This is a genomic window from Candidatus Nomurabacteria bacterium (genome assembly GCA_023898605.1).
Lineage (GTDB): Bacteria > Patescibacteriota > Minisyncoccia > Phycocordibacterales > UBA9973 > HK-STAS-PATE-34.
This window is the reverse complement of sequence record CP060230.1, coordinates 112,667-139,315: the sequence shown is the minus strand read 5'-3', so window position 1 is coordinate 139,315 and position 26,649 is coordinate 112,667. Positions and strand designations below refer to the sequence as shown.

Genomic DNA, 26,649 nt, shown 5'->3' with positions numbered 1-26,649 from the left:
GATAGCCTTATAAATTATGGAGAAATTTTATTACACAATTGGACTAGAGGTCCACGCGGAACTTTCTACTAAAACAAAGATGTTTTGTTCTTGTAAGAATGACCCAGATGAACAAAAACCCAACAGAAACATATGTCCTGTGTGTAGCGCTCAACCAGGAACTCTGCCTGTTCCAAATGAAGAGGCGATAAAAAATGTTATAAAGGTTGGTCTTGCAATAGGAGGAAATATTGCAGACTTTACTGAATTTGATAGAAAAAACTATTTTTATCCAGACATACCAAAAGGTTATCAGATAAGCCAGTACAAATACCCTATAGTTTCAGGAGGACACCTGTCTGGTTTCGACATAACAAGAATACACCTAGAAGAAGATACAGGTACGTCAAAACATGGTGACGAAAAAACTCTAGTTGATCTAAACAGGGCTGGCGTGCCGCTTATGGAGCTAGTTACAGAACCTCATACCTTCGATGATAAAGACGAGGCGATAAGAGTAGCAGGAAAGTTTGCAAGAGATCTACAACTACTACTGTGGTATTTGGGTGTATCTGAAGCAAACATGGAAAAAGGCGAGATGAGAGTTGAAGCAAACATATCTATAACTAGCTCAAAGAAACTCGAACTTGAAGGCCTAAATCAATCCGAAGGATTGATCGGCCGAACAGATTTGGATAAATTCCAATCTGTTCTAGGTACAAAAGTAGAGGTCAAAAATCTAAACTCATTCAAGAGCATGGAAAGAGCAGTTTTGTACGAATTCGACAGAATGGAAGAGCTACATACAATGCTAAGAGATGGAGAAATAAGGCAGGAAACTCGTGGCTGGGACGAAAACAAAGGAAAAACCTTCTCTCAAAGAAGCAAAGAAAATGCGTCTGATTACAGATATTTCCCAGAACCAGATATTCCCAAATTCAAACTTCATACTCTTTTCGATATAAAAGAAATAGAAAAAAATCTTCCAGAATTACCAGAAGAAAAGAGAAATAGATATAGAAACGAGTTTGGTATAAAAGACGAAGATATAGAAAGTTATATAAATAATCTAAGTCTCGGAGAGTTCTTCGAGAAAGTTATAGCTGATTTTGATTCTGACAAAGAGCTCATAAAAACAGCTTCAAACTTTATAACTTCTGATCTTGTCGGTACTTTGGCAAAAGATCCTGAAGCAAAAATACCAAACGATAAAAGTTTCTCCTCTCTTATAAAGATGTTCAAAGATGGCTCTCTTTCTTCTAGAAGTACAAAAGACATACTTATAGAAATGACAAAAAGTGACCTAGACCCAGCTACTTTTGCAGAAGAAAAAGGTCTTATACAGAAAAATGATCCAGAAGCACTCAAGGCTATTGTAGAAAAAGTAATTTCTGAAAACCAAGATGTTGTAGAAACATATAAGGGTGGAAAGGAAAATGCTCTTATGTCACTTGTAGGAAAAGTTATGAAGGAAACTGCTGGTAGTGCAAATCCAGCACTTGTACAAGAATTATTGAAAGAATTAATTTAACGTTTCAGTATATCTGGTGTTTGCCGTAACGATAGCGGAGGCAAATATTAGTCGAGCAGGGGCACGAGCGAAACCGCATATTCTGTGTTAAGTGAGGGCGTTAGCCCCGAGCCAGAGTGCAACGTTCCGAAGGAAAATTTCAGAGTTTTACATTTAAGAACATATATTATTAAATATCGACCAAAGGGAGTCAATAATTAGAAAAGCCCACCAAAACTGTTAATTGGATTCCATAACTGACTTTAATTTTTGAATTATATCCTCAGTAAATGGATTATTTAATTCTCCGTTTTCCATCCATTCAAAATATTCCATTTCTGTTTGATTATCATCAATTTTACGATAAGTGTATTTAACATGATAATTATCTTCTAAATCAGAAAGCGTGAATATTTTGTTATTTTGAAATTCTACAACTTTATAGAAATCCCAATCAGAATCATTTCCTCTGTTTTTATATTTTGTTCCAATTTGAGGAGGATATTCTTCTGCAACTTCTTCAACAATTGAAGGAATCCATAAATGAGTATTTTTTGGATTTGTTGTAAATTCAAAGACTTCTTCAATTGGTTTATTTATGATGATTGTGATTTTATTTTCTTGCATAATATATTGTAGAATTTCAAATCTATATAAAGTTTTGGTGGGCTTTTCCTTTTGTTCTTAAATGTAAAATTGAATATAACTCATTTTTATCGTAACTTTTCGACTAGTAAGCTACAAAAATTTGTATGTTATACGTACTTTCAATAAAGTACTGCAATCAACAAATACAGCAAGATTTTACCACGAAAAAGCACTCATACAAACCAAATTAATACAATAAAACAGAAAAATATCAATCCCGTAATACAGGTTTTTGTATACGGGATTTTATTGTTACAATATACAGGACTCTTTATAAGAAGTAACAAAGAACCAAAATGTCAAAAACATACAAAGTAGCAATAAACGGATTCGGTCGAATAGGTAGAGCATTCTTCAAATTGTCTTGGGATAGACCAGAGATAGAAGTGGTAGCTATAAACGACCTCGGATCGATAGATTCACTAACTTACTTACTAAAATACGACACTGTTTACCGAACTTGGGGACATGAAGTAACAAATGATGGAGAAAATATAATCGTAGATGGAAGAAAAGTAAAATTTATCTCTAGCAAAGAACCAGCGGGTCTACCGTGGGGAGAAATGGATGTAGATATCGTAATAGAATCTACTGGACTATTTACTTCATACGAAAAATCAAAATTTCACCTAGACCAAGGTGCAAAGAGGGTTGTGATAAGCGCACCTTCAAAAGATGGAGAAGGTGAACAAAAATCTGAAACAATCCTACTTGGAGTAAACGAAGACAGATTTGGAACATGTGATATCACAAGTAACGCTTCTTGTACTACAAACGCATCTAGCCCACTTATCGCTATACTTCACGAAACAGTTGGTATAGAGAAAGCTCTACTAAATACCGTTCATGGATACACTGCATCTCAAGCTCTTGTTGATGGACCTAGCAAAAAAGATTTGCGCGAAGGTCGCGCTGCGGCACAAAACATAGTCCCTAGTAGTACTGGTGCAGCTATCGCTGTAACAAAAGCATTTACAGAACTTACTGGAAAGTTTGACGGCATATCTACAAGAGTTCCTGTTCCAGCGGGATCAATCGTAGACATAACATTTTTGGCAAAAAGAGATACCAGTGCCGAAGAAATAAATCAGATCTTGAAAGACGCTGCCGGCACAGACAGATGGTCCAAAATATTCTCTGTTACAGAAGAACCTCTTGTGTCTAGTGACATACTAGGTAGGACACATGCATCTATCGCAGACCTAGCTATGACAAGAGTAGTAGATGGAAACCTTGTAAAAGTGATGGGTTGGTATGATAACGAGATGGGATACACAGCAACCCTTGTCGATCACGCTATAAAAACAGGAGAAACGATAAACTAATATGACAAAAAAGATAACAATTGCAGTTCTACTAATAATCCTTGTTGGAGGTGCGTATCTCGCTTTTTCAGTAAAACCAGACAACATAGTTCCTTTTGCAGAAGTAGGGAACAAGGCAGTAGACGAAACAACTCTAACCGTAGAAGAGGATGTAGTAGATAACCAAGTAGCACAAAGAGGACGACAATATAGCGCTAGTATAAGTTTTGTGGGATTCGGTCCAGGAAAAGAACACAAAGGAACGATAGATTCTGTAACTAGTACTTTTGCGACAGATGAATCTATGGTTTTCTCTGGAGAAATAGTAGCGGACGTGAACAGTATAAACACAGGAATTGACCTACTTACTACTGATCTAAAATCAGACCGATTCTTTGATACGACAACTTATCCTGAAGCAACTTTCAAGATCACAGGTAACACAGATACAACCGTAACTGGAAACCTAACCGTTCATGGTGTTACAAAAGAAATAACAGTACCATTTACCACTACAGGCGAAGGATTTTCTTCCAACTTCAATATAGACATGAAAGACTTTGGGATAAACCAAACTCTTGCAAATGAAGTTGTAGAATTAACAATAAATCTAAATTAATATTATGTTTAGTGGTATAGGTAAAATGTTCAATAAGGGTATAGAATCTAGTGCTGGAGGTCAGGATTTTTCTAAGAAAGAAAAACCTATAGGACCTGTAGACTATACTGAAAATTATGCACTTATAGAGTGTGAGACGCCTGATGGAAAAAAATTTATAGTAGAGTCTTATGTAGATGACGTCACTTTTGAAGATGTAGACAAAGTCACTCCTTCGGAATATGAAAGATATTTTAGAACAGGACAATATAAAGAAATGAGTAAAACAATACATCCTTTTAATAAAGAAGAAAATGAACAAGAATAGTATGAAAATTTATCTAGGAACAGACCATGCAGGTTTTGAGACAAAAGAAAAAGTAAAAAACATACTATCTACTTCTGGATACGACGTAGAAGATCTCGGAGCTCTTTCTTTTGACAAAGATGACGACTATCCAGACTATGTTTCAAAAGTCGGCGATGCTGTATCGAAAGATGCTGGAAGTTTCGGATTTGTATTTGGAAAAAGCGGTCAAGGAGAAGCTATGGTTTCCAATAGATATAGTGGTGTTAGAGCTGGTGTTTTCTATGGAGGGAACATAGAGATAGTAAAACTACTACGAAAACACAACAATGCAAATGTACTTTCTATTGGAGGTGGTTTTGTAGAAGATTCTTACTTAGAAGAAATAATAAAAACTTTTTTAGAAACGCCTTTTTCGGGTGAAGAAAGACACGCTAGAAGAATTTCAAAGTTTTAAAAATCCTATTTTCTAATAATCTAAACACTAATACCTAATAAAATGAATATTATCCCTGCAATAATTCCAGATAGTATAGAAGAAATAAACTCCAAGGTCTCAAAGATGCTCGATGTTGTCGATACTTTTCAGGTCGACGTCGTAGATGGTGTTTTGGCAGGGGAGGCGTCTTGGCCGTTTAATCAAAATATAGCCCTAGATTATCTTTTCGAAATGGAAGAAACTTTTCCTTATCTAGAGAGAATGAAATACGAAATAGATATAATGGCAAAAAACTCTTGGCAATATTTTGGTGTATTTTGCGGATTGGGTGGAAGGAGGATAATACTTCACTACGAAGTTGGACAAGAAGAAGAAATACTAGGATTTCTAGAATCTATAGACAGAGAAACAAGAGAAGCTATCGAGGTGATTCTAGCCCTAGAGCATGACAAAGATCTATCTATCCTACAAAAAGCTGTTCCTCTCATAGATGGAGTACAGGTGATGGGTATAGAAACAATAGGACTACAAGGACAAAAATTTAGCGAAAAAACATACGATATTGTTTCAGAAATAAAAAGCATTTATAGAGATATAACCATATCTGTAGACGGCGGAGTAAGCGAAGAAAATATAGAAAAACTAAAAGAATTTGGCGTTAGCCGATTTGTCATGGGTTCTGCGATTTGGAACAAAGAAAACGAAGTAGAATTTGTAAAAAGTCTGTTATAATAAAACGGATGGAACTAACTGACGAGAGGATAAAAAAAATAGAAGAGAAAGCAAACGATATAAGAGTTTCAACTATCGAAATGCTTCTCGAGGCAGGAAGTGGTCACACCGCTGGACCTCTTGGTATGGCAGATATATTTTCTGCTTTATTTTTTGAAATACTAAAACATGATCCCAAAAACCCAGATTGGGAAGAGAGAGATAGATTGGTCCTCTCAAATGGACACATATGTCCAGTTTATTATGCAACAATGGCACATGCTGGGTATATGCCCCTAGAAGAGCTCAAAACGCTCCGTAAGCTAGGCTCTAGACTCCAAGGACATCCTCATAGAGAATTTATGCCGTGGATAGAAACAAGCTCTGGGCCACTTGGAAGCGGTCTGTCACAGGCAGCTGGTATGGCAATCGCCGACAGAATAGACAATGGAGTTAAGAGTAATAAGTATTTCTATTGTCTCACTGGTGACGGAGAGCTAAACGAGGGCAATAACTGGGAAGCTATAATGCTTGCAGGAAAAGAAGGCCTACATAACTTGATCGCAATAGTAGACAGAAATAATATTCAGATAGATGGCTACACAGAAGATGTCATGCCGCTAGATTCGCTCAAGAAAAAATGGGAATCTTTCAATTGGCATGTAGAAGAAATAGATGGTCACAATATAGAAGAAATAATAGACGCAGTAAACAAAGCAAAAGCGGTCTTTGAAAAACCATCTGTAATAATCGCAAGAACTATTCCCGGTAAAGGTGTGCACGAATTCGAAAGAGATTACACTTGGCACGGCAAGGCTCCAAACAAAGAAGAAGCAGATATGGCCCTCAAAGAACTAAGAACTCTAGGAGGACAAATTAGAAGCGAACATGAATAGAAATTTAGCCAACTAGTAAATTAGAAATTAGGACTTGAAAGACAAAAGCAAATGAAAACTTACAAAGAGCTTATCGTTTGGCAAAAATCTATAGAGTTAGTTGAAGAAGTTTATAAGTTGACAAGGGCATTTCCCGAACACGAATCATTTGGTCTTATTTCACAAATGAGAAGGGCTGCTGTTTCAATACCCTCAAATATTGCAGAAGGAAGAATGAGGGGCAGTGAATCTGAGTTTAAGAGATTTTTATTTATAGCATTTGCATCTGGTGCAGAACTAGAAACTCAAATAATAATCTCTAAAAAACTACCGGAAACATCCAATTTAGATTATAATAAAATTGACTCTATCTTATTGGAAATAATGAAAATTTTGAATAAACTAACTTCTAAAAACTAAAACCTATTTTCTAACAAATGTTGAATCCAAAACTAAAACTAAATCCAAAAGTATTAGGAGATGATTGCGAGCAGGAACCAATTCGCAAAGGTTTTGGTCGTGGACTACTTAGTTCTGGAGAAAAAGATTCTAGCATAGTTGCTCTTTGTGCCGACCTCACAGAGTCTACACAGATGCATCTTTTCAAAGAACGTTTCCCAGAAAGATTTGTAGAAATTGGAGTAGCAGAACAAAATCTCGTAGCCGTATCGTCTGGTATGTCTGCTATGGGTAAATATCCGTTTTGTAGTAGCTACGCGATGTTCAGTCCAGGAAGAAACTGGGAGCAGATCAGAACTACTATTTGCTACAACGACAGGGGGGTTTGCATCGTAGGAAGTCACGCTGGGATTTCTGTAGGACCAGACGGAGGTACGCACCAAGCACTAGAAGACATATCTCTTATGAGAGTACTTCCAAACATGATAGTTGTATCGCCATGCGACTCTATCGAAGCAGAAAAAGCTACCGAAGAAATAGCAAAACTAAAAAGACCAGTGTACCTCCGACTTGCCCGAGAAAAAACAGGAATAATTACAACCAAAGAAACTCCTTTCAAAATAGGGAAGGGAGAGATATTTTTTGCATCTGATGGCCTACCAAACGTCGGTATAATCGCAACAGGATCACTTGTAAGAAATGCAATTCTTGCAGCCAAGGCTCTAGAAAAAAAAGGCATAAAATCAAAAGTACTAAACATATCTACTATAAAACCACTAGACGAAGAAGCAGTACTTACTCTGGCAAAAGAAACACGTGCAATAGTTACGATAGAAGAGCACCAGATAGCAGGTGGACTTGGTAGTGCTGTTTCCGAACTACTAGGAGAAAGGCTTCCGACTCGTATAAAAAGACTCGGTATAAACGACGAATTTGGTCAAAGTGGAAAGCCAGAAGAACTATTGAAATTCTACGGATTAGACGAAGAAGGTATAAAAAACTCAATACTAGACTTTGTAGGAAATAGATAGATTTCTAGTTCAAACTAGCACCCTCATCAAGATCTGGGTAAGCTATTTGTCTTATTTGTGAAGAAGATGCTATGAGAATTCCTTGTAAACTTTCTAGCTCTCTTATTTCGTTTCCGTCTAGGTCTTCTATAGGTTTTGATTCTACTATTTTTTTGATCCTTTGAAGCAAAACTCTTGCACCTTCTTGATATTCAAGAGAATCTTCTTTTTCCGGTCTTTCTTTGTATGATTCACTTCTTTTATACTTTTTGTCACTGAAATTTTCTAGCGAAAAAAGATTAGCTAGTCTTTTTTCTAAAGCATCTATAAACATAGGTATGCGACTATACGCTTCTTTTATTTCATCTGGGAACTTCTCGTTTTGTTCAAGAGACTCAAAAAATATAAGTATTTCACTTAGATCTGTCTCGAAGTTTTCTATATACTCTTCTGAAGAAACTATCTTACTATAAGCCTCTCTCAAGGCCTTGTTTGTACCAACTTCTCCAAATTCTCCTTTTTCTTTTTCAGAATTTATTATTGTTTCGATTCTATTTGATTCTTCTAGTTCGTTTTTTGTTTCCTCAAATGCATCCTCAGAAGGGAAGTTATTGTGGTCTATTTTTTTGATAGCTTCTTTTGCTTTTTCTCTATCTTCCGGCTTTGAAAAAAATTCAAATCTTCTCATAAGATTAATTGTATTTATTTATTTCTCTTTGACAAAGTTCAACTCTAGATTTAAGAGACGCAATACTGCTATGATATTCTTTCAAAAGTCCTTCTTTTCTCATTATTTTATTTTCAGCCTTTTCTAACTCTGGATCATTTTCTATGTTTTGTATTTTTGCTTCATAATCTTGTATCTTTGCTTTGAACTCATCTCTCAAGTCTAACCATGAATCTAGTGGACTAGATTCTTTTATCATATCTTCCAAAATGTCAGAAAGTTCTGATGATGGTATTTCAGAAAGTTTCAAAACTTTTGGTCCTTGTTCAGGACTTTTTTCTTCTGATATATCCAACTCTAACTGAACACCCAGATTCTCTAGTCTTTTATTATTTTCACTATTATCTTTTCCGAAAAATCCTTCTCTTATCATATGGTTTTATATCTCCTTGATTTTGTAATCACTAGGAGCTTTTGCTAGGTAGTCTTCTAGATCTTTTTTAGGAAGTAGGCCTTCTTGTGCGCCAATTTTCTGAACTACAGACATAGAGTTTATAGGGCCTCTTATCAGAGCTTCTTCGAAAGTTAGTCCCATTGCAAGGTAAGCAGTAACAGTAGATGCAAAAGCGTCTCCAGCACCAGTTCTTTCAAATGGTTCGTGAGGGTAAACAGGCACGAAGAATTTCTTGCCATTTTCTTCTCTGGCATATGCACCCTCTATACCGTCAGTTATAACAACATTTTTTGGTCCAAGATTATGAATCTTGTCTAGAAGCATACTTACATCTCTCGATTCTTCTCCGAGTATTCTTTGTGCTTCTTCTACATTGCAGAAAAACAGGTTTGATCTAGAGTAGATTCTTCCTAGTTTCTCTATACCCATTTTCATTTGAAATGTTCCGGGCTGGAAGGCAAGAAATATATCTTGGTTTTTTTCTAGATAATCAGCGATCTCGTTGTGAAAATCTAGAGTGTTCTCTCCCAAAGATGTTAGATATATATATCTTGGCTTTGGCATCTTTGGATTTAGTTTTCTTACATATGCTTGATGCTTTACAAGTATAGTTCTTTCTACGTCATACCATAATATAAAGTGATAGTTTGTAGGAAGTTTTGGATCAATATCTATATAGTCAGTTATGACTTCATTTTTCTTGAGTGCTTCTAGACACTCTTTTCCATAAGTATCTTTTCCCATTGCAGCCGATAGGGCAGAGCTTAGCCCAAGCCTTGCAGCAGCAACCGCAGCATTTGGACCGTTACCAACAGCCGGAACAACGATAAGATCGTCAAAAGGAACCTTGTCACCAAAACGTACACAAAGCTCGCAGTTTGTTTGATCTAGTTTACAGTGAGTTTTTGCATCACTTATTTTTATAAAAGCGTCTGTTACGTTGTCTCCGATCGCGAGAAAATCAATTTTTTTTGAAAAAATACCCATGATTAGTTAGAAATTAAAAATAATAAAAACAAAAAGACCTGCCATATTGGTTATATAGCGATTTTTCTTGGGGGTTATATCAGAGATGCTCGAAATTCTAGTCTTTGTTTATAAAATTATATCATATAAAACCTATTGAGAAACTGTGGAAAATATGGTATAAATATAGAAAAGCACCTTAAGACAATATGACCGACATCGACTGCCTAAGATTAATCGCAGAGTTGAGAAAAGTTGTCAAAAAAAACATTCTTGAGTCCTTATGTAAAAAGATTCAAAGAAAATCTCAACACTATGAAAACCAACTAATTGCTGACCCTCCAAAAACAGACATCCAAAAAGAAAAAATCAAAGAAAAAGCAAGAATTTATTTGGAATTATTTAGGACGCGAGTCAGAGAAAGTATCAGAATATCAGACGAGGAAGCAAATATACTATACAACTGGAAAATAAACCCCAGCAAGGATGGTATATACTATCCTTTTTTGGAGAATATGAAAGTTATTTTGTATAATTGCTTCCCAATTGAAATTCCAAGTGAATTATGTCCAAAAGTCAAAAATCCCATAGACAACATGAAGGGACTTGCTCTTGCATTAACAAGAACAAAAGATTTTTGGGAAGATTTAGAGTCACGCGATGCGTGACTTTTTTTATTTACATAAAATGTTATATAATCTACATATATGATAGAGAGTTTAACTTCGCTTCTTGTGGTTGTAGTAATCCTAGGGATATTCTACAAACTAACAGCAAAATTAGAGGATCCTTTTGACAAGGTCGCTCAGCTTATTATCATTGCACTACTTATTATTTATTTATTAAAATTTTTTGGAATATAAAATGAAAACACTAAAAGAATACATACAAGAGGCGAGAGACGAGGGTTATGCATTAGGACACTTCAACTTCTCAACAATCGGGATATTTAACGGAATCATTTCAGCGGCACGCAAAACTGGAAAACCTGTAATCCTAGGACTTTCAGAAGGAGAAGAAAGTTTCGTAGGATTAACCACAGCAGTAGCAATGGTCAGAAACATGAGAGAGAAAGAGGGAATACCTGTTTTTCTAAATGCTGATCACCACTATAGCTTCGAGAAAGTAAAAGCTGCTATAGATGCAGGTTTCGACATGGTTATCGTAGATGGAGCAAAACTTCCTTATGATGAGAACGTTGCTCTAACAAAACAATGTGTCGAATACGCAAAAGAAATTATGGAAAAAGAGGGAAGAGAAGTCCTAGTAGAAGGAGAGCTAGGCTATATAGGTAGCTCTTCAAAGAATCTAGAAGAAATACCAGAAGGCATAACGATGACAGATCCAGAAGAGGCAAAAAGTTATAGCAGTGATACAGGTATACACATCCTAGCTCCGGCAATAGGAAACATACATGGAATGGTAAAAGGTGGTAATCCTAGAATAGATGTACAAAGAGTCAAAGATATCAAAGAAGCTACTGGTCTACCTCTTGTACTTCATGGGGGATCTGGAATTACAGATGAAGATTTCGTAGAAGCAATCAAAGCTGGAGTAAGTGTTGTTCATATAAACACAGAGATAAGAAATGCGTATAAAAACGCCCTTAAACTTTCACTCCAAGACGACCCAGAAGAAATCGCTCCGTATAAGATTCTAAAACCTGCAGTAGATGCAGTCTCACATCTAATCGAAGAAAGAATCAATCTCTTTTCTGTTGGAAAGTAAATTTTGACAGAATTTCTTATTTTTTATAAACTGGGTTAAACAAACCCTTGTAAATTTGAGAGAACAAAAAGTAGTATTCATTTCGAGGCACAAACTTTCTAAAGGATGCAAGCAAATAATTGCACTAAGACGAGTTCACGGCAAGGACATAAAAATAACCACTCATAACAAAAGGTGGGACAAAAACGATGCATACGGATTAGCCAAAACTGTCCAAAAGTTCTTCGAAGAAAATTTTTTCGTATATGTCGTGGCTCCAGAAGAAGATATTTTATTCTTCAATCACGTTTTTCCTGAAAAAACCATCGGCACTATAAAGTGCAGAAACACAAAGAGAAGCTTTGATGTAAAGATCACATGGTACACAGGAAAGAATGTTGAAGTGAAATACCACCAACACTGGCAAAAAAAAGGATCGAAGGAGTTTCGAAATGAGCAAAAACTGCCGGCCAAAAAAGCGGCCTAAATCTGAAACCAGCCCCGGGATTCTATTCCGGGGCTTAAACTTCTCTCAAATAGATAACCCAGAACGTTTGTGATAGCATATATATCATATGGAAGAAAATAAGAAATTTTTCAGCCTTACAAAAGGCGTAACGGACCAAGAGATCCGAGACAGTCTATCTCTCTTGATTAAAAACTCATCTCCAAAACAAGAATTTTTCGTTCTAGTTGTAGCGTCAGTTATGCTGGCGACTTTTGCAATAATGCTAGACAACATACCAGTTCTTATCGCCAGTATGCTCGTAGCACCGATACTTTATCCGATACTTACCATAAGTCTTGGTGTTGTTATAAATGATCCAGTTATCATGAGTAGTTCTATCAAGATGGTTATAAGATCCGTAGTTTTTGCATTGATACTCTCTACAATTGTTGCCTTTCTTTTTGGAAGACAGGGTGTAAGCGAACAAAACTTCATATTTTTCTCTAGTGATCTATTTCTATCATTCCTAACTGCAACAGTTTCTGGGTTGATTGCATCGTATGGTATAGCTCACCCTAGAATAGGTGGCGCAATGCCGGGAGTCGCAATAGCTGTATCTCTTATCCCACCACTTGCTGGTATCGGAGTTGGTATTGCTTCACTTGAACTACTTCTAGTTAGAGATGCGCTCGCTACATTTATCGTAAACATAATAGGTATAGTTGGTTCTGCAATATTTGTTTTCTCTCTATTCCAATTCCAAAGACATCATAGAGAAATAAGAAATATGCACAAGAAAGAAGCAGCGCAACCCGACACAATAAATATATAAAAATGTTTGAACAAATTATAGAAAATACATACATAAGAGATCTTGTAATTTTTGCTGTACTTTTTTTGGCAATCAAAATAGTACACATACTTATAAAGAAAGGTTTTGCGTCGTTTTCTAAAAAAACATCCAATACGTTTGATGACCTTATATTGAGTATGATTAAGTCAGTTAAAAACTGGTTCCTACTTTATTTGTCGTTTTATCTAATTTTCTCAAAAGATTTAGGAGTCAAACTTTCGTCGGTGGGAGACAAGTTATTTCTAGTACTTCTTTCAACACAAATAGTTATAATCATAAATACTGCAGTTAAACACTATACAAAAATATATATAGGCAAAGAAGAGAATGATTCCTCCAAGTCAGCAGCATTATTTATACAAAACATAATACGTGCAGTTATATGGGTTATCGCACTTCTTTTTGTTTTGTCGAACTTGGGTGTAAATATAACCTCTCTAGCAGCATCACTTGGTATAGGTGGTATCGCTATCGCGATAGCTTTACAAAATATATTGGTTGATCTATTCAGCTCGTTTTCTATATTTTTTGACAAACCATTTGAAATAGGAGACACGATCATGATAGACGGTAAAATGGGTACAGTTGAAAAAATAGGAATAAAAACAACGAGATTAAGAGCCTTGCAAGGAGAGCAAATAGTTATATCAAACAGTGACCTAACATCTTCTAGAATCCAAAACTTCAAAAGATTGGAGGAGAGAAGGGTAGTTTTCAACGTTGGAGTATCATATGACACACCAAAAAATGTTCTTGAAAAAATACCTGGAATAATAAAGTCTGCACATGAAAGCGTTAGTGATGTAAGGTTCGATAGATCAAACCTACTTAGTTTCGGAGACTCTTCGATAATCTTTGAAAATGTTTATTACGTAAACTCAAGTGACTATGCAACCTATATGAACAAAAATGAAAAAATAATGCTAAGCATATTCGAAAAATTCACTAAAGAAAAAATAGAAATTGCTTATCCAACACAGACAATAATCGTAAAAAAATAATATGAAAAATATTTTGATCATACTTGGAACAGGAAGAGAGGGGAGAGAGTCAGAACAAGTTTTTTCTGAGATGGTAAATATAGTAAAAGAAAGAAGTACAAAAATAAAAACAGTAGATGTAAGAGACTTTGCTCATGATTATACAGAGGGGCTATCTTCAGAAAAAACAAAAGAGTGGAATGACCTGATCACAGTTGCAACGCACTTTATAGTTGTCACACCAGAATACAATCATGGATATCCAGGGGAACTAAAAATGCTGATAGACGCCGGAGCGGTCCCAAACTATAGTGGAAAAAAGTGGCTATTTTGTGGCGTCTCTTCTGGGACAGTTGGAGGGGCTCGCGGTATAGAAGGCCTAAAACTCGTAGTCAACGCTCTAGAGGGCTTTGTAGACCCAAAAAACGTATATGTAGGGCCTGTTTCAGAGTTTGAAAGCCAAAAAGAAGACTTTAGAAAAAGGGTAAATATAGCCCTAGATAGATTCCTAAAATAAGCTATGAATATAATAGAAATACTTATCTCAAATATAATTCTTGCGACTATCTACATGTCAGTTATATTTTTGCTTGGCATGCTTCTAAATCGAAATGATATAGCCGATAGCGCTTGGGGGCCTGGATTTTTGTTTGTAACGATTTCTTTTTTTCTGACAAATATAAGTGAAATCAATACTCCAAAAATAATAATCCTTGCACTTGTGTTTTTGTGGGCAACGAGACTACTTGTACATATCTCAAAAAGAAATACTAGCAAAAAAGAAGACTGGCGATATAAAGAGTGGAGAGAAAAGTGGGGTAAAAATTTTATAATAAAATCTTTCTTGAAAGTTTATCTTCTTCAAGGATTTATGCTTTCTCTAATCGTTTTACCTGTATCTATCGGCATGAGTACTAGTCCAGAAACTTACAAAAATATTTTTGTTATATTTGGATTTCTTGTTTTTGTAGCTGGATTTCTATACGAAACAGTTGGAGATTATGAGCTTTCCAGATTTTTGAAAAAAGAAGAAAATAAGGGGAAAATAATGAAAGAAGGTTTGTGGAAATACACAAGACATCCAAACTATTTTGGAGAAGTAACACTTTGGTGGGGAATATGGCTTATGACTTTGTGTACTCAAGGTTTTATGTTTGGAATTATAGGACCTATAACTATAACTATTCTAATAACAAAAGTTTCTGGCATACCACTTCTAGAAAAAAGATACGCCGGCAATCAAGAATACGAAGAATATAAGAAAGTTACTAGCGCGCTTATCCCACTACACGTAGGTAAAAAACTCTTTTATGCCAAAGGAAAATAAAAAAACAGAAAGCACACTCTACGTCGTAGCAACTCCAATAGGGAATCTAGGAGACATAGGGGAGAGAGCGCTAAACACACTTCGAGAAGTTGATTATATAATTGCAGAAGACACAAGAAAAACTGGTACCATGCTCAGTTCTTTTGGAATAAAAAATTCATATATTTCTTATCATTCAAAAAGCAACGTTTTTTCTTCAGAAAAAATAATCGATCTACTACTAGAAGGTAAAAACTTAGCACTCGTCACAGACGCAGGAACACCAGCAATTTCTGATCCTGGATCAAAACTTCTAAAAGAGATTCGTGACAATCACCCCGAAATAAATATTTTCACCATACCTGGACCGAGTGCGATTATTGCATCTTTGTCTGTGAGTGGTGCACCCTCAAACAAATTTACTTTTTTTGGTTTTATGCCAACAAAAAAAGGAAAGCTCTCCACAATCAAAGAAATTTTGTCGACAGAACACACGTGTGTATTTTACGAGTCTCCTCACAGAATAATAAAAACTATTTCTGAAATAAAAAAAGAAGACAATACTAGAAAAATTTTAGTATCACGCGAGATGACAAAAATATACGAAGAGCATATATACGGCTACCCAGAAGAAGTTATAAAAGAATTAGAAAGAAAAACCGTTGTAAAAGGAGAGATAACCGTAGTGGTTTATCCGAGGGGAGAATAATTGCCAAAAATATAGCTTTAAAGTAAAATTAGACCATGGCAAAATACAGAATCTTGATGATAATTGGTATCTGGAATATTGTTCTGTCTTTTTCTGGATTTCCAGCTGATACCAAAAAAATACTTTATATAATAACCGGTATAGTAATCATATTTTTCTCTTACTCTTTTAGAAAAAAGAGAAGAGCAAAACTAATAAGAGAAAAAAGATCTCTTAGATTTGAAAACTTCGGAGAAGAGGATGATTCTTCTGTAGAAATGGAAGAGGAAGAAGAATTGTCTTCAGATCCAGAAAACGAACCAGAAGAAGATCGTGGGATAGAAATATCAGTAATGAGTGAAGAAGAAAAACCAACACCAAGAAGAAGAATAAGAAGAAAAGAAGTTTTGAATCTAAAAGATGAAGTTTAATCATTTTATATTTGGAATAATCGGACTAGGTGTTTTTACCTTTGTCGGTTATAAAGCTCCAGATATAAAACTAGACGGACTAATCGCAATAAACCAAAAAAGCGAAGCTGAAACATCTCTAATCGAAAGTGATGTCGAAGCCAAGGTAGAAGTAGAAGAAGAACCCAAAAAAGTAGCTTCTCATATAGAAACTCCAGACAGCATGAAGGCTGTCTATATGACTAGTTGGGTAGCAGGAACACCGTCTATAAGAAATTCGGTTATTTCTCTTGTAGAAAGAACTGAGGTTAACTCTATAATAATCGATATCAAGGACTACACTGGAAAAGTTGCTTTTCAGATAGATGACGAAGTTATACAAGAAATAGGATCAACCGAGAACAGAATAAGAGATATAGAGTCTCTTATAGAAGAGCTGCACTCAAAAAATATTTATGTTATAGGTAGGGTCGCAGTATTTCAAGATCCGCATATTGTAAAAGTTTGGCCAGAAGAAGCAGTAAAAAAAGCTAGCGATAAAAATTCTGTTTGGAAAGACAGAAAAGGTATAAGTTGGATAGATGCAGGAAGTGAAAGGGTTTGGGATTATACTTACCGGATTGCAAAAGGTTCCTATGACCTTGGTTTTGATGAAATAAACTTTGATTACATAAGATTCCCATCAGATGGAGATATGAAAGATATATATTATCCAGTTTCCGAAGGCAAAGTTAAGTCAGAAGTCATGAACTCTTTTTATACTTTTATTGGTGACAAGCTTAGAGCTGACGGCATACCCAGCTCTGCGGATCTATTTGGTATGACCACTACAAATACAGATGATCTAAATATAGGACAAATTCTAGAAGACGGGCTTCGCAATTTCGACTACGTATGTCCTATGGTGTATCCATCACATTATCCAGACACATGGCATGGCTTCCCAAAACCAGCCGAAGTTCCTTATGATGTTGTTTATATTGCAATGAAAAGTGCTGTAGATAGAGCTATAGCTATAGGAAAGTCAGCAGAAAACTTGCGCCCTTGGATACAAGACTTCAATCTCGGTGCGACATATACAGCAGACATGGTTAGAGCACAAATCACAGCAACATACGATGCGGGTATAGATTCATGGCTTATATGGGACCCTGCAAATACATACACAGAAAAAGCTCTCGAGCCATCTGAAGCAGGAAATTAGTTGGTTGAAAAAACTCCTTATATTTGAGATAATGTTCAGATAATATGAACAAAAACACAAACCTTTTTAGACTATTTACAATACTAACTTTCTGTGTTCTGTCTTTTTTTGTTGGTATATCTTTAGGTAGCCACAAACTGGAAGTAAGCCTAGGGGAGGGAGCACTAGCAGAAGAAAGCGAAGCAAACTTTGCATCTTATTGGAAGGTTTGGAATATAATAGAATCAAAATCAATCAAAGAAGTTACAGACGAAGAAAAGATCTGGGGTTCAATAAAAGGCCTTACTGAATCAGTAGGGGACCCGTACACAGAATTTTTTACACCTGAAGAAAGCCAAAAATTCCTAGAAGGAGTCAATGGTAAGTTTAGTGGGGTTGGTATGGAAGTAGATGAAAAAGACGGAGCAATAGTTGTCGTTGCACCACTACCAGGATCTCCAGCAGAAAAGGCTGGTATCAGATCTGGAGACATAGTTATATCTATTGACGACATAAGCACTCTAGGACTTTCTCTAAGCGAAGGCGTTAGTTTGATAAGAGGCGAAGAAGGAACTACTGTAAAACTTGGTTTAAAAAGAGACGAGGAATATCTAGATATCAATGTACAAAGAGCCGTCATAAACGTACCAAATGTTCACGATTACAAAGACACAGAAAACAATATATACGTTATACAAATATACAGTTTCTCTCAAAACTCACATGTAGATTTTAGAGACTCTCTAAATAGGTTTCTAAAGTCTGGAACAAAGAAACTAATTATTGACCTTCGAGACAATCCAGGAGGATACCTAGATAGCGCAATCGATATGACTAGCTGGTTCCTTCCTAGTGGTAAAACTGTAGTTATAGAATCTATAGGAAAAGAAGGTGAGAAAAAAGAATATAGAAGTAGAGGTTACAATGTGTTTGGGACTGGATACGATGTAGTAATACTAGTAAACCAGGGTTCTGCTTCAGCTTCAGAAATCATGGCTGGAGCTATGAGTGAGCATGGAAAAGCAACTCTTGTCGGAGAGCAAACATTTGGTAAGGGTTCAGTACAAGAACTAATACCTGTAACCGAAAATTCTTCTATCAAGATAACTGTAGCAAAATGGCTAACACCAAACGGTATATCTATAAGTGAACAAGGACTAACTCCAGATTATGAAGTCGAGTTCACAAAAGAAGATGTAGAAAACGGTAGAGATCCACAAATGGAAAAAGCGATCGAATTATTAAACAATTAACCCAAAGAATATGAAAGTAATACTCTTGAAATCTGTTCCGAAAGTAGGACAAAAAGACGAAATAAAAGAAGTTAACTCTGGATACGCCCAGAACTACCTCATACCAAAACAATTAGCCATACCAGCAGATTCAAAATCTGTAGATAAATTACAAAAAAGAAAAGCTAGCCTAGTTGCAGAAAAAGACATCCAATCAAGTCTATTTGAAAAAGAACTAGAAAAAATCAGAGGTCAAAAAATACATCTAGAAGAAAAGGCAAACGAAAAAGGCGTACTTTATTCAGTTATACACGAAGAAAGAATAAGCGAAGAAATAAAGAAAACGTTTGGTATTACTATACCAAAAGACTACATAAAACTGGCTGAACACATAAAACAGCTTGGAATATATACCGTTAGAGTTGTGAGAGATAGTGTAGATGAAAACCTAGAATTAGTTGTTTCGAGAAAAGAAGATTAAACAAAATAAAAACTCCGCGAGATTCGCGGAGTTTTTATTTTTGATCAACGTGTACTACTTTTTTTCTAGATACACTTCCATCAAAGTTTGTTTTTCTTTTTGAGCCAAACCTAACTGTTCCAGGCTTTAGAGCGAAAAGAGTATGATCTTTACCCATAGAAACATTGTTTCCAGCTAGTATTTTTGATCCTCTTTGTCTTACGATAACACTACCAGCTTTGGCAACTTGTCCATCGTAAAGCTTGGTACCTAGGTACTTTGGATTTGAATCTCTTAAGTTTTTGGCTGTTCCGGCAGCCTTTCTATGTGCCATAAATCAATAAAAATAAAGGTTATTACTGCTATAATGTGTTATAATCAGGTGGATATATGATAACAAATATAGCCAAAAATATCAAGGGCAGGGGAGCCGGGGTTGATAAAATGGAGGTATTTACGCTTATTGTCCTTGTCATGACAGGAATAATCTCATTTGGGCTAGGTAGACTCTCTGTAGACAAGCAAAAAACCGAAGAAAAAGACCAAAATGTCTATGTTTATGGTTACTCTTATTCTGAAAATCTGGACGGGGAAGTCCTGGGGCAAAATACCAGTGTTTCGAGACCTACAAACGGACCTTCAAACTATGTAGCCTCTATCAATGGCCAAAAGTACTATTCTGTAGGATGTAGCGGTGCAAACAGTATAAAAGAAGACAATAAAATATTTTTTGAAACTCAAGAATCAGCTGAAGACGCTGGTTACGAAAAATCAAAAGTTTGTGATGACTTATGGCAATAACTAAAGGTGCTAGAAATAGAATAATAATAAATATGTTTGTTGTACTTTTTGTTGTTGTTACAATAACTCTACTCAAAGAAGACATCAAGAAAGCATATTACAAGTATAAGGTTGGAGAAGACAAAAATGTTCTTATTGTTGACTCATACTTTACTACTGGAAAAGATATATCAGACATATGTTTGCCTCCAGAAAAAGAAATGTATGAAGACATAGAAAAAAGAAGGCTTGAGTTAGACGATCTAAAGCTTAGTTTAGATATAGAAAAAGAATCCCTAGAAAAGCCGTATGCGCCATATGAGACTGGTTACAAAGATCGAGTTGAAAACTATAACCAAGACGCACAATACTACAATAGTTTTTATCAAGAAACTGAAGAATTAATTACAGAATATAATCAACTCGTAGCAATCTGGAGAGAATGTTCAAATAGCTAAAGTTGTTTTTTAAGAGTTGTGTCATAGATCGGGAGATAGGGGGCAACCCTTATTTTGTTTTTATATTATATACATAAATAAATATATAGTCGCACAATATACCTTTTGCGACATTATATAAGGGAGAAATAGTCTACTTATAAAGGCTCTTCAATCCCTGGTGTCTAGCATACAAAAACCCGCCTATTGTTTTGGCGGGCTTTAGAAAAATAAATTACTTAAACATTGAGGAAGTTGTTTTCGGCATATAAAGAAGTGGATCAAGATATGCATTTGTCGCCGCTCTTGGCTGAACCAAAATCTTACCAGTACATGCCAAGGATTCTTTACCTTCAACTTTGACCGCATCTCCAGCGTAAACTGTTACGTGTAGATGTGGCGCTGTAGATCTACCTGTATTACCACTATAAGCTATGAGCGTATTTGGAGTCACCATTTGGCCCTTTGAGACCTTTACAAGTGATAAGTGTCCAAATGTAGCCGCAAGACCATTTGAATACCTTATAAGAACCCATTTACCAAAAGATGCACCTCTACAAGCTATATCTGTATCTCCATAATCAACCACTGTACCGTTTGCCATAGCAAAGACCGGCGTTCCTGTAGATGCTCTAAAGTCTACTCCTGAGTGCGAACCAGTTGCATAAAGCCTCCCAGAGTCTGCGGTAACTCCAAACTGCTGTGTTATAAGAACACTAGAAAGCGGCCAACCAAGTGGTCCTGAACCTGGTGCCGGAAGTTTGGATGGATCAAGTATGTATTGGAGTTCAGACTCATAAGCCTGAAGTTCTGCTTCAAAAGCAGCAATAAGAGCTTCCTTTTCTTTGACAAGAGCTGCATATTTAGATTCTTGATTCTTTGTTTCAGAAAGAAGATTATTCTTTTCTGTTTCGTTTGAAACAACTATCTTTTTTTGGTCTCCAAGTTCTGACTTGAGTGATATAAGCTCTTCTTTTAAGCTCTCAGCTTCTTTCTTATCAGCTTCTAGAAGTTGTTTTGTGTCAGAAAGTTCTACTATATCTTGTTCTAGTTCTTCTTGGAATCTAAGTATGCTATCTGCGTGTCTCCAAGTATCAGCTAGAGTTTTACCGCTAGCAATATAAAATATGAGACTGTTTTGTCCTGAATCATCATAGAGCTGTCTCAAAGCCTTTGCTATAGCAGTCTTTTTGTTTTTTATAAGTTCATCTTTGTTTGTTATATCGATACCGAGTTCTTTTATCGAAAGATCTGTTTTTGTTATCTTTTCTTCAGTCAGCCTTATGTCTGTTTCTAGTTTCTTTTTTGTGATATCTAGCTTCTTTACCTCATTTGATAAAGTATTCTTTTCTTGAGAAAGACTATTCAATTCTCGTTGAAAAATCTCTAGTTCTTGGTTTAGTTTTTCTATTTCAGTTTGGTGGCTTTCTATTTTGTTTTCAAGATCAGTAACAGCACTATTAGCGAGAGCGCTAGAAAACGTCATCGAAAACAAAATAAGAAAAGATGCTAAATATCTAAAGAAAGTCTTTAGCATAGGCCTATAGCAAACTTAATCCTAGAAATAGATTCATCTTTGCCAAGAATACTCATGAGTGTAAAAGGGTCAGGGGATTTTTCTAAGCCAGATAGAGATACGCGTAGGGGCCAGAGAACATCACCACGACCAACTTCATCTGCATAAGGAAAAATGTTTTCTTTCCAGTAAGAAGCGTCGCCATTAGAGTCCAAATCTTGAACTATTGACAAAACCTTATTAAGATGGTTTTTGGTAGAATCGGCTGTAGAAGTTTTCCACAGGAGCATTTTTCCGTCATAAACAGGCTGTTTTATAAGCCAATTTAGCTCTCCAGAGGCGCACAGAGAGCTTATTTCACCAAAAACGGATATTCTCTCTAGGATGGCCTCTACCCCCTTCCCTATCTTTTCTTCAGAAAAATTTGGGTCATTTTTGAATTCATCTGTTAGGTTTTTTACTATTGCATCTATCTTTTCTTCCTGGCTTAGAAGTTTTATATGCTCACGATTAAACCATTCTAGTTTTTCATTATTGAAAACTCCCCCACTCTTTTGGACCTTGGATATATCAAACATTTTTACAAGTTCATCTTTTGAAAAAACTTCTTTGTCTCCACCGGGGTTCCATCCAATAAGCGCTAAAAAGTTCAGTAGTGCTTCTGGAAGATAACCCAAATCTCTATATTCAATCGCAGGTACAACAGATGGATCTCTTTTTGAAAGTTTTGTTTTATCTTTCGAAAGTATAAGTGGTATATGAGCATACAAAGGACGTGTCGCTCCGATAGCTTCTTGAAGAAGTAGTTGTCTTGGTGTATTTGAAATATGTTCTTGTCCTCTTATGATATGTGTAACGCCCATCTCAAAATCATCTACCACAACAGTAAAGTGATAAACAGGGTTGTCCAAATCTCTAGCAATAACGAAATCTGCAAGCTCTGTTGTATCAAACGTTATTTCTCCCAAAATCTCGTCTTTGAAAGTAACTTCTTTGTTTGGATTTTTAAATCTTATAACTTCATCTCTTTGTCCTTCTTTTGGATTTTCTTCTTTTGAGACATAAGCAGTTCCCTCTTCTATCATCTTCTCAAGATATTTCCTGTATGTAGAAGTTCTATCAGACTGTCTATAGAATTCGTCATGCTCTAGTCCAAGCCATGAGAAAAGATCCATGATTTCGTCTTCATATTCTTTCTTAGATCTTTCTTTGTCTGTATCTTCTATTCTTAGAATAAACTTGCCACCAGTATGTCTTGCAAAAAGGTAGTTATAAAGAGCTGTTCTGACTCCTCCAACATGAAATCTCCCAGTGGGAGACGGTGCAAATCTTGTTACTACTCCATTTTCTTTCATGCCACCATTCTAGCAAAAAATCCTTATATTTTCATCTTTTTTATTTTTCGTGATCTAGAGCAACACGCAATATCTCCCCCGCTATTATTCCCGCTGAGTCGGGTGTAGCAAAATGTTTTATATCTCTAGACATTTGATCATGAAGTGTCTCATTTTTGAGTATTCTTTCTATTTCGGAGATTATTATTGTATCTTTCATGTTTGCTTCTTCTATAACCACTGCCCCGCCAGTTCTAGCTACTGCATATGCATTCTTTCTTTGGTGATCACCATTCGAACTTGTTATTGGTATCAATATAGACGGCACGCCCCAAAGTGAAAGTTCAAAAATAGAAGATCCCGCTCTAGCTATCGAAACATCAGCAATCCCACCAGCAAGTTTTGTAGAAAGTGTGTTTAGAAAACCAAAAACTTTGTAATTTTTTGAAAGGGTTTCGTAATCTTTTCCTAGGATTACTTTTGCCTCTTTCATAACTATATCTTTGTTCTTGTCTCCAGTTTGATGTATAACCTGATACTCTTTCAAGATATGTGGCAGTGTATCCAAAACTATATCGTTTATTTTTTGTGCACCTTGTGAACCGCAAAATATAAGTATTGTCTTTTTGGTTGGATCAAGATCAAAATGCTCATATGCACCCTCTCTAGTCGCCTCGCGCAAGTCACGTCTTACTGGTTGTCCTGTTATGGCAATCCTATCTTTGTGTTTGAAATAACTCGCTGCAGACTCAAAAGAAAGCGCGATTCGTTTTGCAAACTTACCAGCAAAAAGATTCGCCCTTCCGGGAACTGAATCTGAATCGTGAATGATAACAGGTATACCTAAAATTCTCGCCGCCAAAACAGTAGGGACACTCGCGTAACCACCCTTGGAGAAAACAACATCTGGATAAAGTCTATAGACCATCCCTAGGGCTTTGATAAAACCAACAAAAGTTTTGAATATATCTATAATGTTTTTTGGAGAAAAATATATTCTAACTTTTCCAGCATATATTTGTTCAAACTTGATCCCGTTTCTAAGAAGCGCCGCATTGTCATACGGTTCTGTAGAGGCGTAGTGAAGTTTTAGTTCTATTATTTTTTCTTTGTCAGCAAGTGCGTTTAATTCCTCGGCAACAGCGATTATCGGGTAAAAATGTCCTCCTGTGCCTCCTCCAGCAAAAAGTATTCTCATAGGACTATATTATACCAAAGATGTTATTTTGGTGTATCTAGATACGTTCATAACTATACCGACAGCAAAAAATGAGAAAAGCAGAGATGTACCGCCGTGACTTACAAAAACAAGAGGTACTCCCGTTAGTGGGAAAAGTCCGGTCATAGAAAGAATATTGAGAAAGGACTGAGACAAAAGTAGTCCGATTATACCAACAACCAAAAATCGACTATACGTGTCTGGTGCCATCATGGCTATCTTGAAACCTCTCAAACCAAAAGCTGCGTACAGCAAAACCAAAAATGTTGTCCCCAAAAATCCCATTTCCTCCCCTATTACTGCAAATATAGAGTCTCCGTGTGGTTCTGGAAGATATGTGAACTTTTGGATACTCTGGCCATAACCTCTACCAAAAAATCCCCCCGAACCAATAGCGATCATTGAGTTATCTATCTGCCACGAAGAACCGAGAGGGTCAGAACTAGGGTCAACATATGTTTTTATTCTAGTAGCAACATATGGCCTAAAAAGTATCATAAGTGTCAAAGTTACTGCGATAAGCGCAAGAGCTATACCTATATACTTGAAACTAACTCCGGAAACAAAAATCATGACAAGAGATGCAGCAACTATGAGAATAAAACTCTTTGTGTCTGGTTGAAAACCAAGAATAATTCCCGCCACTCCTAAAATCGCAACTAGCGGGACCAAACTCCACCAGAAATTTTTTGGCTTGTTCCTTACAAAAGAAAGCCATGCAGAAAGATATAATATAACTGCAATTTTCAAAAACTCTGCAGGCTGGAAAGATATGGGTCCTATCGATATCCAACGCCTTGCTCCGTTATACAAAACACCTATTCCGGGAACAAAAACCAAAAGACACGCCACGATAGAAATTATAAAAAAAACTAGTGAGTGTTTTCTCCAAAATTTGTAATTTACTTTCGATGTAAAATAAGCAACCAGAAGTCCGAGTCCAAGTCCCAAAACTAGCTGACTAAAAAGTATAGAAAAAAACTTTTCCTGGCTTTTTGCATATATACCAAAGGCCGCAGAAATAAACGCTAGTACTCCAAAACCAACCAACACCATTGTCGTGTAAAGAAAGAATTTATCTATTTCTCCTTTCTTCGAAGTGTACATAGCTATTTTTATGTTTAACTAACAATAGAGATTATGACTCCCAAAAACCCACAAACAAGCGACACAATCCAATAACGCATAACTATCTTGGGTCTAGACCAACCTAGTGCTTCAAAGTGGTGGTGTAGAGGTGCGATCTTGAAAACCTTTTTACCAAAATATTTTTTTGAAAAAATCTGTAGTGCAGAAGAAATAGAAGTAATAACCAGAGGAAGACCGATCAATATAAGCATCAAAACTTCTCCTGTCATAAACACAACTATAGAAAGCGATAGTGCAAGAGCCAGCATTCCCGTTTCTCCCATATAGAATCTTGCTGGTGGTATATTGAACCAAAGAAACGCAAGTATCGCTCCTGCAACTACTCCAGAAAAAGTAGCCAGGTCTATCTGATTATTGAAAAATGCTATAAGTGAATACGATGCAAATATAATCGCCAAAACTCCACCAGAAAGACCGTCTATACCGTCGATAACTCTAGAAGAAAATATTCCGAGTGTAACTAATATAAAAAACGGTATAAACAAAATCCCGAGATTTACATCGCCATCAAACGGTATATGAACAGTACTAACTCCGAGCTTTGCAAAGAACCACCATCCAAAGAAAAGTCCTATCGCAACGATAATCGATATAAGAACTCTTTTGTCGAGTCCATGAGAAAGAGTTTTAGTTTTGCTTGTAAAAATCTCTAGTGAATCCTCTATAAGACCAACTATTCCTCCAACAAGTAGTGCAAAAAACGGAAGCCATGTCTGACTTCTACTAACATAATCAAATCTCTCTATTATTTCTCCAGAAGAAACCCTAGAAAGAACCCAGAGTATAGCTGTTATCAAAAAAACAGATAGCCAGATCACAATACCACCAACTCTAGGAGTAGAAACTTCTTCTTTCTCATTGTGGATTTTCTTCCACTCTTCACTCATTTCAACAAAGTTGTCTTTTCTAGACACTCTCTTCCACATTTTGTATTTGTAGAAATAATACGTAAGTCTAGGAGTTACCAAAATACCTACCAGAAAAGAAAGTGTTGATGGCAAGAAGATTTTTATGAAGTCTAGTGGCATATTTATATAGATTCAATTATACATAAATAAAGCCTCTAGCAAAATCCACTAT

The 26,649-nt window shown here is 36.1% G+C and carries 33 protein-coding genes; 23 read left to right on the top strand and 10 right to left on the bottom strand.

All coding sequences use genetic code 11. From position 1 onward, the window contains the following. Positions 1–16 precede the first annotated feature (16 nt). Entirely contained in the window at positions 17–1,510 is a 1,494-nt protein-coding gene (gatB, locus tag H6791_00710) for an Asp-tRNA(Asn)/Glu-tRNA(Gln) amidotransferase subunit GatB (protein USN94935.1), read from the top strand. Between the two features lie 219 nt (positions 1,511–1,729). Here gatB and H6791_00705 read toward each other — a convergent pair whose 3' ends face one another. Next, the gene (locus H6791_00705) at positions 1,730–2,116 is read right to left on the bottom strand and encodes a hypothetical protein (GenBank protein ID USN94934.1); all 387 of its coding nucleotides are present in this window, start codon (positions 2,114–2,116) and stop codon (positions 1,730–1,732) included. A gap of 317 nt (positions 2,117–2,433) precedes the next feature. Between H6791_00705 and gap the strand changes: the two genes are divergently transcribed. Genes gap through H6791_00665 form a run of 8 tightly spaced genes read left to right on the top strand, consistent with a single transcriptional unit; the run spans position 2,434 to position 7,801 of the window. Continuing rightward, complete coding sequence (gene gap / locus H6791_00700) at positions 2,434–3,462, top strand: type I glyceraldehyde-3-phosphate dehydrogenase (protein USN94933.1); 1,029 nt, start codon at positions 2,434–2,436, stop codon at positions 3,460–3,462. 1 nt (position 3,463) lies between these two features. Beyond that, positions 3,464–4,060 (top strand): YceI family protein, encoded by a 597-nt coding sequence (locus H6791_00695; GenBank protein ID USN94932.1) that lies wholly within the window; start codon positions 3,464–3,466, stop codon positions 4,058–4,060. A 4-nt stretch (positions 4,061–4,064) separates the two neighbouring features. Beyond that, positions 4,065–4,367, top strand: a complete 303-nt coding sequence (locus H6791_00690) for a hypothetical protein (protein USN94931.1) — start codon at positions 4,065–4,067, stop codon at positions 4,365–4,367. A gap of 1 nt (position 4,368) precedes the next feature. Next, the gene (locus H6791_00685; GenBank protein USN95132.1) at positions 4,369–4,803 is read left to right on the top strand and encodes an RpiB/LacA/LacB family sugar-phosphate isomerase; all 435 of its coding nucleotides are present in this window, start codon (positions 4,369–4,371) and stop codon (positions 4,801–4,803) included. A gap of 42 nt (positions 4,804–4,845) precedes the next feature. After that, on the top strand, positions 4,846–5,517 hold the full coding sequence (locus H6791_00680; protein ID USN94930.1) for a hypothetical protein: 672 nt from the start codon (positions 4,846–4,848) through the stop codon (positions 5,515–5,517). Between the two features lie 8 nt (positions 5,518–5,525). Beyond that, positions 5,526–6,392 (top strand): transketolase, encoded by an 867-nt coding sequence (locus tag H6791_00675; GenBank protein ID USN94929.1) that lies wholly within the window; start codon positions 5,526–5,528, stop codon positions 6,390–6,392. A gap of 51 nt (positions 6,393–6,443) precedes the next feature. Continuing rightward, on the top strand, positions 6,444–6,791 hold the full coding sequence (locus H6791_00670; GenBank protein ID USN94928.1) for a four helix bundle protein: 348 nt from the start codon (positions 6,444–6,446) through the stop codon (positions 6,789–6,791). Between the two features lie 17 nt (positions 6,792–6,808). Next, positions 6,809–7,801 (top strand): transketolase family protein, encoded by a 993-nt coding sequence (locus H6791_00665; GenBank protein ID USN94927.1) that lies wholly within the window; start codon positions 6,809–6,811, stop codon positions 7,799–7,801. Positions 7,802–7,805: 4 nt separating this feature from the next. Here H6791_00665 and H6791_00660 read toward each other — a convergent pair whose 3' ends face one another. From H6791_00660 to H6791_00650, 3 genes are read right to left on the bottom strand one after another with little or no spacing between them, the layout of a single operon-like run. Further along, a complete protein-coding gene (locus H6791_00660; GenBank protein ID USN94926.1) occupies positions 7,806–8,468 on the bottom strand; it encodes a hypothetical protein in 663 nt (220 codons plus the stop codon). A 4-nt stretch (positions 8,469–8,472) separates the two neighbouring features. Beyond that, complete coding sequence (locus H6791_00655; protein ID USN94925.1) at positions 8,473–8,880, bottom strand: hypothetical protein; 408 nt, start codon at positions 8,878–8,880, stop codon at positions 8,473–8,475. Between the two features lie 6 nt (positions 8,881–8,886). Continuing rightward, positions 8,887–9,888: a carbohydrate kinase family protein gene (locus tag H6791_00650; protein ID USN94924.1), complete on the bottom strand. Its 1,002-nt coding sequence runs from the start codon at positions 9,886–9,888 to the stop codon at positions 8,887–8,889. A 188-nt stretch (positions 9,889–10,076) separates the two neighbouring features. Here H6791_00650 and H6791_00645 point away from each other — a divergent pair, with 188 nt between their 5' ends. From H6791_00645 to rplI, 12 genes are all read left to right on the top strand, one after another. Further along, positions 10,077–10,535 carry a hypothetical protein gene (locus H6791_00645; protein USN94923.1) on the top strand — a complete coding sequence of 153 codons (459 nt, stop codon included), beginning with the start codon at positions 10,077–10,079 and terminating at the stop codon, positions 10,533–10,535. Between the two features lie 196 nt (positions 10,536–10,731). Beyond that, the gene (locus H6791_00640; protein ID USN94922.1) at positions 10,732–11,595 is read left to right on the top strand and encodes a class II fructose-bisphosphate aldolase family protein; all 864 of its coding nucleotides are present in this window, start codon (positions 10,732–10,734) and stop codon (positions 11,593–11,595) included. Positions 11,596–11,650: 55 nt separating this feature from the next. Continuing rightward, on the top strand, positions 11,651–12,061 hold the full coding sequence (locus tag H6791_00635; GenBank protein ID USN94921.1) for a hypothetical protein: 411 nt from the start codon (positions 11,651–11,653) through the stop codon (positions 12,059–12,061). A gap of 88 nt (positions 12,062–12,149) precedes the next feature. Next, complete coding sequence (locus H6791_00630; protein USN94920.1) at positions 12,150–12,854, top strand: DUF389 domain-containing protein; 705 nt, start codon at positions 12,150–12,152, stop codon at positions 12,852–12,854. Positions 12,855–12,856: 2 nt separating this feature from the next. Beyond that, positions 12,857–13,876 carry a mechanosensitive ion channel family protein gene (locus H6791_00625; protein ID USN94919.1) on the top strand — a complete coding sequence of 340 codons (1,020 nt, stop codon included), beginning with the start codon at positions 12,857–12,859 and terminating at the stop codon, positions 13,874–13,876. 1 nt (position 13,877) lies between these two features. Next, positions 13,878–14,372: an NAD(P)H-dependent oxidoreductase gene (locus H6791_00620; GenBank protein USN94918.1), complete on the top strand. Its 495-nt coding sequence runs from the start codon at positions 13,878–13,880 to the stop codon at positions 14,370–14,372. A gap of 3 nt (positions 14,373–14,375) precedes the next feature. Next, positions 14,376–15,182: a DUF1295 domain-containing protein gene (locus tag H6791_00615; GenBank protein USN94917.1), complete on the top strand. Its 807-nt coding sequence runs from the start codon at positions 14,376–14,378 to the stop codon at positions 15,180–15,182. After that, positions 15,166–15,870, top strand: coding sequence for a 16S rRNA (cytidine(1402)-2'-O)-methyltransferase (gene rsmI / locus H6791_00610; protein ID USN94916.1), 705 nt, complete (start codon positions 15,166–15,168; stop codon positions 15,868–15,870). The genes H6791_00615 and rsmI overlap by 17 nt, the downstream gene beginning before the upstream one ends. 35 nt (positions 15,871–15,905) lie before the next feature. Then, positions 15,906–16,280: a hypothetical protein gene (locus H6791_00605; protein USN94915.1), complete on the top strand. Its 375-nt coding sequence runs from the start codon at positions 15,906–15,908 to the stop codon at positions 16,278–16,280. Beyond that, positions 16,270–17,463, top strand: a complete 1,194-nt coding sequence (locus H6791_00600) for a hypothetical protein (GenBank protein USN94914.1) — start codon at positions 16,270–16,272, stop codon at positions 17,461–17,463. Before H6791_00605 ends, H6791_00600 begins: the two co-directional genes overlap by 11 nt. 44 nt (positions 17,464–17,507) lie before the next feature. Further along, the gene (locus H6791_00595; GenBank protein ID USN94913.1) at positions 17,508–18,695 is read left to right on the top strand and encodes a S41 family peptidase; all 1,188 of its coding nucleotides are present in this window, start codon (positions 17,508–17,510) and stop codon (positions 18,693–18,695) included. Positions 18,696–18,705: 10 nt separating this feature from the next. Beyond that, positions 18,706–19,155, top strand: a complete 450-nt coding sequence (gene rplI / locus H6791_00590; protein ID USN94912.1) for a 50S ribosomal protein L9 — start codon at positions 18,706–18,708, stop codon at positions 19,153–19,155. 34 nt (positions 19,156–19,189) lie between these two features. On the opposite strand, the gene rpmA is transcribed toward rplI, so the two are convergent. After that, the gene (rpmA, locus tag H6791_00585; GenBank protein USN94911.1) at positions 19,190–19,468 is read right to left on the bottom strand and encodes a 50S ribosomal protein L27; all 279 of its coding nucleotides are present in this window, start codon (positions 19,466–19,468) and stop codon (positions 19,190–19,192) included. A 56-nt stretch (positions 19,469–19,524) separates the two neighbouring features. On the opposite strand from rpmA, the gene H6791_00580 reads away from it, so the two are divergent. Together H6791_00580 and H6791_00575 are read left to right on the top strand one after the other, a co-directional pair. Beyond that, entirely contained in the window at positions 19,525–19,935 is a 411-nt protein-coding gene (locus H6791_00580; GenBank protein USN94910.1) for a hypothetical protein, read from the top strand. After that, positions 19,926–20,372 carry a hypothetical protein gene (locus H6791_00575; GenBank protein ID USN94909.1) on the top strand — a complete coding sequence of 149 codons (447 nt, stop codon included), beginning with the start codon at positions 19,926–19,928 and terminating at the stop codon, positions 20,370–20,372. Before H6791_00580 ends, H6791_00575 begins: the two co-directional genes overlap by 10 nt. A 214-nt stretch (positions 20,373–20,586) precedes the next feature. Here H6791_00575 and H6791_00570 read toward each other — a convergent pair whose 3' ends face one another. The 5 genes from H6791_00570 to H6791_00550 are packed head-to-tail and all read right to left on the bottom strand — an operon-like array spanning position 20,587 to position 26,597. Further along, positions 20,587–21,837: a peptidoglycan DD-metalloendopeptidase family protein gene (locus tag H6791_00570; GenBank protein ID USN94908.1), complete on the bottom strand. Its 1,251-nt coding sequence runs from the start codon at positions 21,835–21,837 to the stop codon at positions 20,587–20,589. A gap of 44 nt (positions 21,838–21,881) precedes the next feature. After that, entirely contained in the window at positions 21,882–23,222 is a 1,341-nt protein-coding gene (locus tag H6791_00565) for a glutamate--tRNA ligase (GenBank protein USN94907.1), read from the bottom strand. Positions 23,223–23,262: 40 nt separating this feature from the next. After that, the gene (locus H6791_00560) at positions 23,263–24,399 is read right to left on the bottom strand and encodes a UDP-N-acetylglucosamine--N-acetylmuramyl-(pentapeptide) pyrophosphoryl-undecaprenol N-acetylglucosamine transferase (GenBank protein ID USN94906.1); all 1,137 of its coding nucleotides are present in this window, start codon (positions 24,397–24,399) and stop codon (positions 23,263–23,265) included. A 9-nt stretch (positions 24,400–24,408) separates the two neighbouring features. Further along, a complete protein-coding gene (gene ftsW, locus H6791_00555) occupies positions 24,409–25,527 on the bottom strand; it encodes a putative lipid II flippase FtsW (GenBank protein ID USN94905.1) in 1,119 nt (372 codons plus the stop codon). A gap of 14 nt (positions 25,528–25,541) precedes the next feature. Beyond that, entirely contained in the window at positions 25,542–26,597 is a 1,056-nt protein-coding gene (locus tag H6791_00550; GenBank protein ID USN94904.1) for a hypothetical protein, read from the bottom strand. Between the last annotated feature and the right edge of the window lie 52 nt (positions 26,598–26,649).